The organism is Neobacillus vireti (assembly GCF_001026695.1).
Taxonomy (GTDB): Bacteria; Bacillota; Bacilli; order Bacillales; family Cytobacillaceae; genus Neobacillus; species Neobacillus vireti.
The window spans coordinates 21,807-35,359 of the sequence record NZ_LDNB01000011.1; the positions used below are offsets into that span (position 1 = coordinate 21,807).

The window sequence follows — 13,553 nt, forward strand, 5'->3', positions numbered from 1 at the left end:
AAAGGGAGATATTTTCCTTCTAATTGCGGGTAAGGATTTACACCTCATCCCGGTGCCTGTCATGCTCGAATAATCTTGTTTCACAGCATTGTTCCGCGGAAACAAGGAGAAAATAAGCAGCAAAATTAGGTAAAGTTAGAGTAGCTAAGGCTCTTACTTTTCCTAATTATTAGATCATTGATATAAACCATAATAATGTTTCGGAGGGCTTTGAATTAATTTTTGATATGAATAGAGATAGCAATTGAATCGTAGTACAAAAAGTCGGCATAAGGGCTTTTTTGCTACTCTCAATTAACAATAATATTCTGGAAGACTATGAATAAATTTGTAAATTATATTAAAAAATGATCAATAAGCGGTGTAATCTGGTTCATGATTGTCACTAACTGATTAGTTACATCGGTAAACCGCTCATTTTCTTTGATTCTTATTCTTAGGAAGGAATTACTTCCTGTTCTTGCTGAAAGGATGCTATAGCATTCCAACCCTTTTATCTCTCCATGGAACTTATCTCTTCTGTTAGCGCGTAGCACTTCGTACTCAGGGTATCCCTTAACGTTTTCGTATTCCTTTTTAGGTTTGTATGGATTCGGCTCGTAATGTAAGGCAAAATCCTTCACTTTACTATAGCCTAACAAATTTATTGATAACTCAAAGTGAATATTAGCTGATGTAGGTAGCAATACATTGCCATCATATTTGTCTTGTTTCCATTCTGGTTTGCTAAAAAGGAATACAGCTGTACTACGCCCTATCCCTCCAGCTTCTCCAAAGGTCATATTTATGTCATTAGAGTAATTTGTTTGTTGGAGTACATTAATCCAAATTAATTTCTTTTGCAGCCTATCCAGCTTCTCAGTGGCATTTGCAATGTTATCAGATGGCTTGCAGCTTATAATTGGTTGATAAAATGCATCTAATAATTCACTGTAGTCGTTTAATAACTGTTCCGATACAGGATGTTCAACAAATTTACTCCAATCAACATGTAAAAAAGCAGTATAGTCTTTCTTTTGAAATTCTTTATTTGATGGTGGTGTAAAAGGGTCTAGAGTTAGAAATAAGAACTTAATTGGAATATTCTCTTTTAACCCCAGTTCAGTGCGGAGTGCTTTCTTCCCACGATCAGACGCATACCGGTTTGTTTGCTCTGCTCCTTCTAGTGCTCCTAGCTTGTTTTCGATAACTATGATGAAATTTTTCTCAGAGCCTACGTTTTTTTCTATGATAAGATCAGGAGTACCGATTCCCTTCCCTAACCCCATGCGAGTATGTGCTTTTACTTCTTCCTCTTCCGATACAAATGTTTGACAGATAGTTTCCATGAACCATTTCGCAAACTTTTTCTCTGAATTTATAAGGTTGGCCATAAGGTCTGTTATTACATCTTCCCTGTAAAAGGAACCCATTAGTGTAATGATATTCACTGTTTCTCACTCTTCTCTTAACTATTTCAATTTATACGAGTTTTTTTTCGAATTTTACCAGTTTAAGTGCATTTCATCACAAACTGTTCATATGTTTCACTATTAGGTCCTGAACAAAATAAAAGATTAACCAACCTGCGATTCCCAGACCAAATGATGCTAATAAATGAATAGAATGTTTCAGTGCTATTCCTATGATTAACAACATCACTACTGTTCCAGGAAGCCCCCACACAACACCAATAGCGAACTTCCCTATTTTGTCCATTTGTTCACCCTGAGTATATAGCCATAAAATACTTAAAAGGCTGACAATTGGTAATGCGGCAATGATTCCACCTTGTTGGGGATACCTTCGAGAAAATTCTGTAATAACGCCAATTATAATGGCTGAAATAAGGATTTTAACTATTGCGAACATCTACTGCTCTCTCCTTTAATAATGTAAATGCCTCTAAGATGAGTTCCCTTTCTTCATCGCTCATTTGTTTGAATAGAACTTGTTTTAGTTTCTCCTCATCGAGACTGGAATGACGGTGCAATACATCACTTCCCAAATCGGTAAGCCTTAAAATGACCTTTCGCTCATCCTCGATGCTACGGGTTTTAAATAAATATTTTTTTTCGAATAAACGTTTAATATGCTCTGAAGCCGTATTATGAGACACTTGTATTGCTTCAGCGATTTCTTTTATTCCTACTTCGTCTTGTTTTTGAATTACTTGTAAAATCCTTATCGCTTGGTGAGTAATTTTTTCCTGGTGGTTATAACGCAATTGATAGTAAATATCCGTCCAAAGTTGATTTAACTGTATAACTTCTTTAACCATATTATCCCTCTTTATATCGTATTATAAGAGTATATCCTATGATACGATATATATTATTAAAAAACAACTCTTCCATTTTTTTAGCGAGAAAATAGACGAATGATTTTTCAACAATCTGTCGCCAGATTATGCAATAAAATATAGGGGAAATTTAATCTATTCTATTTCTTCAGAAAAAAGTTGGACATCTTAGGTTATTTAATCCAGTATAATATCCACCGCATAGGGGTAATATGGAGTTTGTATCCGCTATTATTTTGCGGGGTAATAAACTCTAAGGAAGTATGCTATATGATTTACGATGTAATTGTTATTGGCGGAGGGCCTTGTGGCTTAGCTACTGGACTTGCCCTTCAGGAACAAGGTCTAAATTATGTCATCTTGGAAAAAGGGGGAATTGTAAATTCAATTGTAAATTGTCCCTTAAATATTCGTTTTTATAGCACATCTGATCGTTTAGAAATCGGCGGGATGCCCTTTCTCTCCAAAGAGGAACGTCCGACACGCCAAGAATTAATGAAATACTATCAATCTGTTGTTTCAAGACAATCTCTTGAGATTAAATGTTTTCACAATGTCGCAAAAATCATTAAAGAACCGGAGCATTTTACCCTCCAAACGATTAATCAACACGGAAATTCTATCCACTATCAAGCAAAAATGCTCGTGATTGCTACAGGAATTTTCGATCACCCAAGACAATTGAATATAGAAGGTGAAGAACTCCCAAAAGTAATACATTATTATCAAGAGGGACACCATTATTATGGACAGCGTGTCATGGTGGTTGGAGGAAAAAATTCAGCAATTGAGGCTGCCATTGACTTATATCGTAACGGAGCTAAAGTAACATTGGTTCATCGTGGAGAATCTGCTTACCACGGGATTAAACCTACTCTGTTAATGGATATACGAAATTTCATTGAAAAAGGCAAAATTGAGTTCTTGCCTCAATCTAATGTTCTTCGTATAGCAGAAGATTCCGTGCTTCTTGCAACTGCTAAAGGAACAGTGAGTGTAGAAAATGACTTCGTGTTTCAGCTGATAGGTTATCAGCCGGATAGTATACTGCTTAAAAATATTGGGATCGAAATGGATGAGTCTACATTAGTTCCTATGTTTGATAAAGATACATATGAAACGAATATAGAGAATATATTTCTCGCGGGCGTTGTAACCGGAGGAACCACGAATAAGGTTTATATTGAAGATGGACGATTTCACGGGGCAAAGATAGCAGAAGTGATTAAAAAGCGTTTCAGACGTATGAACATTGGGGAAAATCAACGGTTAAAAAAAGAATCCTGAATGGAAAGACTATAAAAAGAGAAGGCGTCTATTTAGTAAGCCGTTCCGTTTTGAGGTGCAAACATAGCAATCAGCAATAGAATTTTAGGATGAAATCGCATAGATTTCGTCCTTTATGTTTTATTGATATAACAATGTTTGTTGACGTTTGACCGCTTAATTAACAACCCAATTAGCAGGGTTTTGACACGAGTGACAATAGGCATTGTCACTAATTCAGAACTAACGTTAATTATGATGATAGTTTTATTGCTAACACTGCTGAAAATTTGAACGGATTTTTTACCAAAACAGAAATATTTAGTATAATATTAGGTTAGTTAATTCCTATGAATAAGCAGGGATGAAATGAAAAATGGAGGTATTATGAATAAACGAGAGCGAATTAAAACAGTCTTTTTATATGGTGTTTTCATTTGTTACATACTTTTGTTAATTAAAATATTGTTCTTTTCAAGAATTTCGCCTTTGGAGCTATTTAATAGTCAAAGGACTTTTTTTAGGTCAATCAATCTCATTCCTTTTCATAGTATAATGGAATATATATCTGGCAGTTCTGATACTTTGAGAAGATTCGCTTTAGGTAATGTGCTTGGAAATATAGTTATTTTTATTCCCCTTGGAATATATTTGCCATTACTCAAAAATGATAAAAGAGTAAAAACCAATCTGTTGTTTATATTTATAATGAGTCTACTTGTTGAAATCATTCAGGGGCTTTTAGGCATCGGAGCATCAGACATTGATGATATAATTCTAAATTGTTTGGGTGGATGGATTGGTATTTTAGGGTACAAGTTTTTATTATTTATATTACGAGATGAGAAAAAAGTGCATACTGCAATCACAATACTATCCGTTATCATAGGATTTCCTGTTATATTATATTTATTATTCGTGATGAGAATGAGATTCTGAATATCTTTATTGCATATTCAAAAAGATACCCTACACAAAAAGAACGTAGAAATTAAGCATAATGCGAAGTAAAGTTGGTTCGCTATCTTCTAAGGAAAATAAAAAATAAAAAGGAAACGCAAGGTATATCAATTACCTTGCGTTTCCTTTTTACTATACTTTGAAATATTTGCTAAAATTAATGCTAAATAGGTTTTTATTTGTAGTGAGAATTAGCGTTTTGCACCTCAAAACGGAACGGCTTATCTATTTAGACAGCCTTCTCTTTGTCTTATTTGTGATATTTCAAATAATATTAACTTAACGCTTTGTGCTCTTCATGGAATTAAAAAGTGTGGATACCCCCATGTATCATGTTAAATCAACAGGGAAGAATATGGAACGCTAGAATCCATTAGGTCCAATCTGCTTCCATGGGTTGAAAAAAAGATTATAGTGGCGTAGAAAAAATGCAGAGTAACTTGGTTGATACCCTTCAAAGCTTTATTTTCTTTATGAATATAATAAAAGTCCCAGAACCTTATTCTATCGCGCACCAGAACCTTCTTAGTACCTATGAGAATTTCTATAACTTAATAAAAGATACTCAATATCAGCAAATTAACGATGAATACCTAGAAAAATTAAAAGGAAGTTACGATGATATTAAGAAAGCTTCCCAAGAATGGGATTTAGTGTTGGAACAGCAATCATAAAAAGATGAGAACAGTGGGGTAGACTCCCACTTACGATTAGATAGATAAATGTTCCCTATCTGTTATTAAGGGTGTGGAGATGGGGGACAGAGTCATATCTAATAAACTCATTAACTGACAAAAATTTTGGCCGCCAATCCAAGTTAATCCATAAGCAACGGGCTTTCATGCATATTTAATCAAACGTTTATTTAACTGACAAAATTTTCAGCAGCCAAATCCGGTGAATCTCCAAATATAGGGTTTCGCGACCAATTTAATCAAACGTTTGATTTGTTTTTCTGAAGGGGATTTTATCGAGGAATGTCATTCCTTGAGGGCAGATGGTTATCATGCAGGACCGGATTCAGACAATAACCCAACTTTCGCTAATTATTTTTCAAATTATTGCGGAAAATCGTTGATCTCACTCGCTTCCGCAGCCATTTAAATAAACGTTTGATTAAGTGACAAAATTTTTGCCTGCTAAACTGCAATAATCCCTATGTGTCGCGGTTTCTAGCCAATTTAAATAAACGTTTGTATGGTTCCAGCCATGGCGAAAGTTGGTGAATGAACACAAACTTGTGGGAGTTACCTGTTATCCAGCGACTGCTAAGAAATCCAACTGAATGGCGATGGTGCCTAGCGCCACCCAGTTCTTTAGAAGGATACATCTCTGTTTTGGAGATCGGTTGTACTGTAGCTCTTGTTTTCATTAATAATCGCAAAGTCCTTCTTTGATAGATCGGGGAAATCTTTCGGATTGATTTCCCTCACAAAGACGGGTAATAAATGATCGGCATGAATCCCCCCTTTGTTTGTAGTAATGATCCCTTTATAATACCGTTTAAGCCGATTGACCAGAAAATCGAGCTACTTTCCTTTCATATATATGGGCAGGTAATTCTATTGTTTGGTCTATTAGCGGTATTGGTCAACCTGTTGAAAAGCAGCATGTGGTGAAAAATACACCTAACAACTTTGAACATGTGAAGCACTCTAATAAGACAAAAATAAGATTAGAAATAGAATGGGCAGAGTGGCAGAAAAAGAGAGGTCTTTGATAATGAGCGAGAAGGAAAAAAGAAAATTAGATAAACTAGAAAAGAATTACTGTATTTGGAAATCAAAAAAATAATGGTATTGTAATAGAAGGATAGAAAAAATATGGGGGTTATTGCGTTGAAAAAGTATTTAGTAGGTTTATTTGCTTTATTTTTAATATTTAGTTTAGTTGCTTGTTCATCTGAAAGTTCGAAAACCTCAAAAACAGAGGATAAGAAATCTGAGACCAAAGCAGAAGTCAAAGCAAAGGCGGAAGCAGAAGCCAAAGCAAAGGCGGAAACAGAAGCCAAAGCAAAGGCGGAAGCAGAAGCCAAAGCAAAGGCGGAAACAGAAGCCAAAGTGAAGGCAGAAGCAGAAGCCAAAGCGAAGGCAGAAGCAGAAGCCAAAGCGAAGGCGGAAGCAGAAGCCAAAGCGAAGGCGGAAGCAGAAGCCAAAGCGAAGGCGGAAGTAGAAGCCAAAGCGAAGTCACAAGCAGAAGCCAAAGAAGCTGCAGTTGCATCCTCAAGTGGAGAAGCAGAGTTCTTTGCCAATTGTACTGAACTAAGAAAGAAATATCCAAATGGTGTACCTTTTGGTCATCCAGCCTATCAAGCTAAATTGGATAGAGATAAAGATAATTTTGCTTGTGAAAGAAAATAATGGCGGTGCCTGTCACCACCCGAATTTTGTCGAAGATTGATAGGTATTTAATGTAGTAGAACTTGTTACAATGGATTTGCAACCAAAATTGTAAGGGTGGCCGTGTTGTCATTCTTCTTTTCCTTTATAAGGGAAGGAGGTGATAATCATGGAAACATTTCTTGAAATTCTTCGTGAAGTTTTGAAGGGAGTTCTGCGTGAAATAGGCGCATACTTCTTTCGGAAAAACGTTCTAGAAGACAGGAAAACCACCCCGCGCCGTAGGAAGCAATAGGGTGGTTCAAACAAAACATAACACTGACAACCACCACCCTGACGGTAGCGGTTGCAAAGAGAAGTGCAAGTAGCACTTCTCTTTTTATTATATATCCATTATATACAAAAATATTCTGATTTAAAAGGGAAAACTCTAATTTCGGTGCCTGGACATTGTGGTCAGAATTGCGGTGCACTGTCACGCTCTAAATTCCGGTTGGAAGGGTGTTAGAGGATGGTGTGAAAAAGTTGCTGCCGATCCAGGATTCTATCCATTTATTACAGATCGTTAGCTTAATGATGAACATTAAGCAATTTGATTAATTCTATAATTCTTTCCTCATCACCTGTATCAACGTACACTAGCTTTGTATTATTAATAATATTCTTCATTTCTTCTCGAATTTCGTCTACACTTACATTATCAGGACGAGAAAGTCCACCATACCAACGTAAAGGAACGTTGTATACATTAATCGTTCCATCCCCATTACCACTATATGTCACTACTCCATCTACCAAACGAGAACCTGCTAACTGGATAACATCTTCTGGATAGCTAACATCAGCTTCATCACCAGGATTAAGTGGAGTGCCAACTGCAATATGTTGAATATTCAATTCATCTATTTCTTGGTTTGGTCCAAGTTGCAACCAAACACGAGCGTATTCAATTTCCTCAGAAGAATACTGGGTTAGTTTTCCTTTGTCTTTCTTATCCCCTGTACTTGCTTCGCTATTTTCGGATAAGGTACTACCCGAACCGTTATCATCGCCGTTTTCAGATTTAACTGTATTAGCGGTAGATGAATCATTTGATTGAGATGAATCATCTGTACTTTGTGATATATTATCAGATTTTGACTGATTTTCGGTTGATGTAACATCAGATGATGAATTGCTACAAGCTGACATTCCGACTAATAAAATGATTAATAAAGTTGACATAAAAAAAATTTTGCTTTTCTTCACTTTTTTAACTCCAATCACTTATTAAAATGAATTTTCACACTATATTAATATTTTAACATAAATTTTCCACTTTCCTTCAATTTTAGTGTAGTGCCTGTCACGCCCCGAATAATCTTGTTTCACAACCTTGTTCCACGGAATAACTCTTAGGGCTACCAAAAAGAATTAAACCAGAAATAACCCAGGGAAATTACCTATGATATTTCTGGTCTATTCTGGTTATAGATTCCAACTTTACTCCCCATAAGTTGCACAACCGCCGCACTGTTTTTCTATTGTGAAAATGGCTGGAAAGGTCTTTTTGTGCAGCTAAAGAACACCATAAGCGAGATAACCCCATTTTCGCCACAAACTAAGTTTATATTCCGGTGCCCCGACCCGATATTTGTCGGAGATTGATAGGGTTTTTAATGGATAGAAAATGATAGAGCGTGGAGGGCAGTTTTATGCGAATTCCAAAGACTTTCTCCAGGGTGTGTGGTTTTTTGTGATTTAGTACGAAGTCTTATCCTTAATTGAGTAACCGGTGATAGATAAAATAAACGGAGATTTTCCGGTTAGACTGCAGAATAGTGCTCGGTTCGGGGGTAATAAGCGGAGAGTTTCCGATTAAGCAAAGCAAGCTTACCCATTTTCACGTTTTTCGAGTCAATAGTCGGAATCCTTCCGTCTATTTACGCTATTTTCAGTGCTATTACCTAATTAAGAGAAATTTCTCCGCTTATTTATCAAACTCGCTTTAGCATCTAATGAACTTCTCCAACTTACGGGTGGTTTTGTGAAAAAAGAAAATTTAAAAAAGGCTTAGAGAAATTTGCATCTCTAAGCCTTTTTGACTGTGAATTATGCTGTGAAGTTTGTGTGATTTGCTAGGATAGAAAAGGAAACGAAACTATTGAGGAGAGCAGAATTTGCAATATCTTGTCCACAAAAAGATGATCCCCTTTTCCCCTGTAAAAATTGAAACAACCGATGTTAATTGAGAAGGTCTATTTAAGAACAATTCGGAAAAACCTTCTAGAAAATAGGAAAACCACCCTACATTTAATTGACTTTTTTATATAAAAAGAATTCATTTATACATAATTTCGAAATGCAAATAATTGTCTTTATTTTTCGATAAATAAATAGGATAATGTAAAAAAAAGGATAGGAGTGAAAGAATGAAGGTTTCGAATCTCTTTCATTACGGTGGGTTAGTTTTAATTATTATTGGATTCCTAAGACAATCGTTCGAAAAAAATGATTATAATCTTGTTTTAATAGGAATATGTCTTCAAGTCATAGGGTTAATCTTTTATTACATTAATAAATATAAAAATAATAAAATATAAGGGGGCAGACCCCCACTCATAAACCCTCATAAATAAGATTTTATGAGGGGACTTAATAAGCAATAGCCATCTAACCTTCCATTTTTATCTCGGTTAGTTTTTATTTTCATTAATATTTCGAAGTTCCTTTTATGTAAGTCGGTAAGTCGGTACCCAGATAAATAGAGGCATACACTCTATCAAATAATATATTTTGGCTAATCCTTTTTCAGACTAAGCAATAAGACAATATTGAGCAATATGTTCATAACGGTAAATAAGGGGTTACGAAAGCTGGATAAGTTTACAATACTGAGAAGGATAAAGAATATTAAAGGTAAAGGGTTCATATTGGAAAAGCCCCCCATTTCATTCACTGAATAGTGAGTAATTCTAAGGGTATTGTATGCTCATTTACTGAAGTATGTTCATCTTTTTATTTCAAATTCCGGTGCCTGTCACCCCTGTCCCTCACAAGTCTAGGTATCATGTTAATTCAACAGGGAAGAATGCGGTTGGTGCAAGACCCAAATTATATTCGCCTTTTGAAGAGCTAACATTTAGGTTGGCTCTTTTTCGTTATGGAAAAATGTTAAATATTTCATTTTTCGCGTGTAATATAGAGGGATTATTTCCGTATTGGTCGAAATAAACGGAAGACCTGCTATATAAGTAGAAAGAGGGAATAATTTTGCTTAAACATTGGATTATAGGCTTATTATTGTTGGGAATTGCTTTACTTGGTTTTTCATACGTAACTGCACAGAAACAACAATCACGGTAGCAACTGCCTATTGGTTATGACAGCAAAATAAACGAATTTTCCGGAACTAATGCCGGGATTAAAGATTTTATTCTTCGACAAGCCAATGGTGCATTCAGTACCGGCCCTTTAGGATTTGATTATCTGAAAAGCGATGTGGATAATATGATTCTATCCTTGCAAACGTTCACCGATGAAATGGAAAGAACGTCAACTCCAACGTCATACAAACAGGCACATAAGGACTTGCAGCATTCCTATCAGAATTTCCTTGACGCATTAACTGTTTATCAAAAGGCAATTAACAAAGAAGGCATTACCACTTCAAATATTATGGGGGTGATTACTGCTTACCCACAAATTACACAAGCTTCAGAAGAGTGGTATACCATTTATAAAGAAAGATTGGCATTTCAGAAGAATCTAGCGAATAGCCAATTTACTGCTTTAGGAAACTTGCAGGATCAAAGATTATATAGTATTGAAACGCTCTCCCGTAATAATGGAACGCTAGAATCCATTAGGTCCAATCTGCTTCCATGGGTTGATAAAAAAGATTATAGTGGCGTAGAAAAGATTCAGAGTAACCTGGTTCATACCCTTCCAAGTTTTATTTTCTATATGAATATAATAAAAGTCCCAGAACCTTATTCGATCGCGCACCAGAACCTTCTTAGTACATATGAGAATTTCTATAACTTAATAAAAGATACTAAATTTCAGCAAATTAACGATGAATACCTAGAAAAATTAAGAGGTAGTTACGAGGATATTAAGAAAGCTTCCGAAGAATGGGATTTAGTGTTGGAACAGCAATCATAATTTTAATCCGGTGCCTGCCAGCTCTCGACAAACTTTTTAGCGGTTTGAAGGTTTAAATATAGCATTAGTGCCCACTTAAGCCGTTATCAATCAAACGTTTATTTAACTGACAAAATTTTTAGCAGTGAAAGCCGTGGAATCCCCAAATAGAGGGTATCGTGACCCATTTAATCAAACGTTTGATTTATTTTTAAGAAAGGGATTGTATCGAGGAGTGTCATTTCTTGAAGAGAGAAAGTTATCATGCTGGACCGATTCAGATAATAAACCAACTTTCGCTAATTATTTTTCAAATTATAGCGGGAAATCGTTGATCTCACTGGCTTACACAGCCTTTTAAATAAACGTTTGATTAAGTGACAAAATTTTTGCCTGCTTAAACGCAATAATCCTTATCTGTCGCGGTTTGTAGCAAATTTAAATAAACGTTTGTATGGTTCAGCCTATTGAGAAAATTGGTGAATGAACACAAATTTGTGGGTTTTTAGATTTTTTTAAACTGACGTTGTGAATTCCGATGCCACTGTCACCGCCCTGATTTTATCGGGAATAAAGAGTCAGTCCGCCGCCGCTTTAATGCATCGGGGGACTGACTCTAAATTTTAATCATTTAGTGCTTGGAGTTAGTAATAGTTTTTTTGCCTTTTTTGCAGCCTCTTTAGGAGTACGTCCATATTCAATAACCATTCTGTTACCAGAGCGTGCCATGACCTTAATCCCTTTGATTTTGCTTTTATGATTGTAAAAAACACGATACAGTACGCCATCCTCTTCATAATCGTACCCCGTTGGAACTTTCATTCACTCACTACCTTTCTTCTGATACTGGTTATGTTCTTCAATATCATGAAAAACCCTTGTGAATATTTTGTTAAAGATGTTGTTGATCCTCTTTTCGTTTTTCTTTAGTGGCAGATTTCGACCTGTTTTTTAAGGATATGGAACATGAAGTTTAGGATTGAAGCGGGTTTAGGTTATTTTCAAACAATCGTTTAATTAGATGTGGAAAAGATGGGAATTAATAGGATTGTGCAAGTTCGCGTGAATTAAGTAATATTTTGCAAATAAGCAGGTTATTATCTTTAAATTTCCCCGGCAATTCTCGACAGTTTTCTTTTCAGACGTTCAGGCGAAATTCTTATGGATCAATATCTCGCTGCTATTTTAATCAATCTGCAATAATAGTGAGCTTGGCCAAGCTGCCACATGCACCATCTAGTTATTAAGGTACGGGATAATGAGGTATCCAATTCTGAAGATATAGTGTCTAGGCCATTTTCTATCGAAGGCTGTAGTAATTGATGAATGTATGGATTTTATCAACATTTGGGAAGTAATTGAAGACGGGTAAAATTGTTCGGTATATATATATTTGGGTACTATATAAAAATGATCTTGAAAATTATTTATTTTTATCTAGAGAAGGAGGAAACAGTTTGATCGCTCTACTTCTAAAAGTGATAATATCGTTTTTTGCTATTATGAACCCGATAGGAAATATACCGATTTTTATCTCCCTTACTAATGGTTATTCCCAGCAGCAAAAGAAACGTACTGCAAGGAAAGCCGCCATTGTTTCTTTGTGTATCCTGACAGGATTTCTTTTACTTGGTAAATTTATATTTGCTATGTTTGGCATCACTATTCATGCATTTCGGATAGCAGGGGGAATTCTAATTTTTGGAATTGCCTTTAACCTTTTGCATGCCAAAACATCAAAAGCGCAGACTCCCCACTCTGAAGAGAAAGAGGAAGCAGAATTAAAAGAGGATATATCTATTACTCCCCTTGCATTGCCTATTATGGCTGGCCCTGGAACAATCGCAACTGTCATGACACATGCACATTCGCATCATCTTTCAAATTTAATTATCGTTTTTGTGAGTTTTTCACTGGTTCTCGCACTTTCTTTTGTCCTATTTTCCTATTCAAGTCCGATTATTGCCAAACTCGGTCAAGGGGGACTGAACATTATTACAAGATTAATGGGTCTAATTCTTGCTGTTATTTCCATTCAGATGATTGCAGAAGGTATAAAGGGTCTCTTTCCTTAATCCGGTGCCTGTGCGTTGCGCCCCAAAAAGTGTACACTATAAAACCGGATCTATTAAAAGGAATCAGTGATAATTTAAATCACTCTGGTTCCTTTCTCCTTCCCATCTTTTTGCAGTGTCTCAGAACCCTGGGTGCCTGTAAAGGAAGGCACTTGACAGACCCCCAGGGTTCTGAGAATTAGTCTGTAAGATGCGAAGGAGAAAGACTAGCCCTGTGGGCTGTCTCTTAACACGCTGCCGCATATTGTTTGGGTGTTTTATAACCTAAAACCCCTTGTATTCGATTATGATTGTAATAGTCAATATAATCATGAATAATCTGTTTAGCTTCATCTATATTCTTTATATTTTTCAGTTGTTTACGTTCTGATTTTAAAAAGGAGAAAAAGCTTTCTGCACAGCATTATCAAGTGCATTTGCCTTTCTGGACATGCTTACAATGATGGTATGTTCATTCATTAATTCTTTCCATCTATTTGATCGATAGGGCATCCCTCTATCAGAATG

General features: G+C 35.8%; 12 protein-coding genes and 1 pseudogene. 7 read left to right on the forward strand and 6 right to left on the reverse strand.

Translation table 11 applies throughout. The features are described from left to right. Positions 1–335: 335 nt before the first annotated feature. From AA980_RS12910 to AA980_RS12920, 3 genes are all read right to left on the reverse strand, one after another. Positions 336–1,430, reverse strand: coding sequence for a PD-(D/E)XK nuclease family protein (locus AA980_RS12910; RefSeq protein WP_024031138.1), 1,095 nt, complete (start codon positions 1,428–1,430; stop codon positions 336–338). Between the two features lie 76 nt (positions 1,431–1,506). Continuing rightward, positions 1,507–1,851: a DUF3147 family protein gene (locus tag AA980_RS12915; protein ID WP_024031139.1), complete on the reverse strand. Its 345-nt coding sequence runs from the start codon at positions 1,849–1,851 to the stop codon at positions 1,507–1,509. After that, positions 1,835–2,260, reverse strand: a complete 426-nt coding sequence (locus tag AA980_RS12920) for a MarR family winged helix-turn-helix transcriptional regulator (RefSeq protein WP_024031140.1) — start codon at positions 2,258–2,260, stop codon at positions 1,835–1,837. Before AA980_RS12920 ends, AA980_RS12915 begins: the two co-directional genes overlap by 17 nt. Positions 2,261–2,551: 291 nt before the next feature. On the opposite strand from AA980_RS12920, the gene AA980_RS12925 reads away from it, so the two are divergent. The 5 genes from AA980_RS12925 to AA980_RS28035 all read left to right on the forward strand — a co-directional run bounded on the left by AA980_RS12925 (position 2,552) and on the right by AA980_RS28035 (position 7,141). Then, complete coding sequence (locus AA980_RS12925) at positions 2,552–3,568, forward strand: YpdA family putative bacillithiol disulfide reductase (protein WP_024031141.1); 1,017 nt, start codon at positions 2,552–2,554, stop codon at positions 3,566–3,568. 348 nt (positions 3,569–3,916) lie between these two features. Further along, on the forward strand, positions 3,917–4,486 hold the full coding sequence (locus AA980_RS12930) for a VanZ family protein (protein ID WP_024031142.1): 570 nt from the start codon (positions 3,917–3,919) through the stop codon (positions 4,484–4,486). 449 nt (positions 4,487–4,935) lie between these two features. Then, positions 4,936–5,181, forward strand: coding sequence for a hypothetical protein (locus AA980_RS12935; RefSeq protein WP_024031143.1), 246 nt, complete (start codon positions 4,936–4,938; stop codon positions 5,179–5,181). Positions 5,182–6,345: 1,164 nt separating this feature from the next. Continuing rightward, entirely contained in the window at positions 6,346–6,867 is a 522-nt protein-coding gene (locus tag AA980_RS12940; protein ID WP_201779387.1) for an excalibur calcium-binding domain-containing protein, read from the forward strand. A 148-nt stretch (positions 6,868–7,015) separates the two neighbouring features. Continuing rightward, positions 7,016–7,141: a hypothetical protein gene (locus AA980_RS28035; RefSeq protein WP_024031149.1), complete on the forward strand. Its 126-nt coding sequence runs from the start codon at positions 7,016–7,018 to the stop codon at positions 7,139–7,141. Positions 7,142–7,416: 275 nt separating this feature from the next. Here the strand turns inward: AA980_RS28035 and AA980_RS12945 are convergent, their stop codons facing one another. Then, positions 7,417–8,094, reverse strand: a complete 678-nt coding sequence (locus AA980_RS12945; RefSeq protein WP_024031148.1) for a hypothetical protein — start codon at positions 8,092–8,094, stop codon at positions 7,417–7,419. A 2,241-nt stretch (positions 8,095–10,335) separates the two neighbouring features. On the opposite strand from AA980_RS12945, the gene AA980_RS12950 reads away from it, so the two are divergent. Continuing rightward, positions 10,336–10,992, forward strand: coding sequence for a hypothetical protein (locus AA980_RS12950; RefSeq protein ID WP_024031147.1), 657 nt, complete (start codon positions 10,336–10,338; stop codon positions 10,990–10,992). Between the two features lie 606 nt (positions 10,993–11,598). On the opposite strand, the gene AA980_RS12955 is transcribed toward AA980_RS12950, so the two are convergent. Beyond that, the gene (locus AA980_RS12955) at positions 11,599–11,793 is read right to left on the reverse strand and encodes a hypothetical protein (protein WP_024031146.1); all 195 of its coding nucleotides are present in this window, start codon (positions 11,791–11,793) and stop codon (positions 11,599–11,601) included. Between the two features lie 635 nt (positions 11,794–12,428). Here AA980_RS12955 and AA980_RS12960 point away from each other — a divergent pair. Continuing rightward, the gene (locus AA980_RS12960; protein ID WP_024031145.1) at positions 12,429–13,046 is read left to right on the forward strand and encodes a MarC family protein; all 618 of its coding nucleotides are present in this window, start codon (positions 12,429–12,431) and stop codon (positions 13,044–13,046) included. A gap of 226 nt (positions 13,047–13,272) precedes the next feature. Here AA980_RS12960 and AA980_RS28270 read toward each other — a convergent pair. Further along, positions 13,273–13,431: pseudogene (locus tag AA980_RS28270) on the reverse strand (IS3 family transposase); the annotation flags it as partial. Between the last annotated feature and the right edge of the window lie 122 nt (positions 13,432–13,553).

Bases quoted from the DNA above. Each gene is read 5' to 3' on its own strand.
- AA980_RS12915 (WP_024031139.1), bottom strand. From the start codon at position 1,851: ATGTTCGCAATAGTTAAAATCCTTATTTCAGCCATTATAATTGGCGTT.
- AA980_RS12920 (WP_024031140.1), bottom strand. From the start codon at position 2,260: ATGGTTAAAGAAGTTATACAGTTAAATCAACTTTGGACGGATATTTAC.
- AA980_RS12925 (WP_024031141.1), top strand. From the start codon at position 2,552: ATGATTTACGATGTAATTGTTATTGGCGGAGGGCCTTGTGGCTTAGCT.
- AA980_RS12930 (WP_024031142.1), top strand. From the start codon at position 3,917: ATGAAAAATGGAGGTATTATGAATAAACGAGAGCGAATTAAAACAGTC.
- AA980_RS12935 (WP_024031143.1), top strand. From the start codon at position 4,936: ATGCAGAGTAACTTGGTTGATACCCTTCAAAGCTTTATTTTCTTTATG.
- AA980_RS28035 (WP_024031149.1), top strand. From the start codon at position 7,016: ATGGAAACATTTCTTGAAATTCTTCGTGAAGTTTTGAAGGGAGTTCTG.
- AA980_RS12950 (WP_024031147.1), top strand. From the start codon at position 10,336: ATGATTCTATCCTTGCAAACGTTCACCGATGAAATGGAAAGAACGTCA.
- AA980_RS12955 (WP_024031146.1), bottom strand. From the start codon at position 11,793: ATGAAAGTTCCAACGGGGTACGATTATGAAGAGGATGGCGTACTGTAT.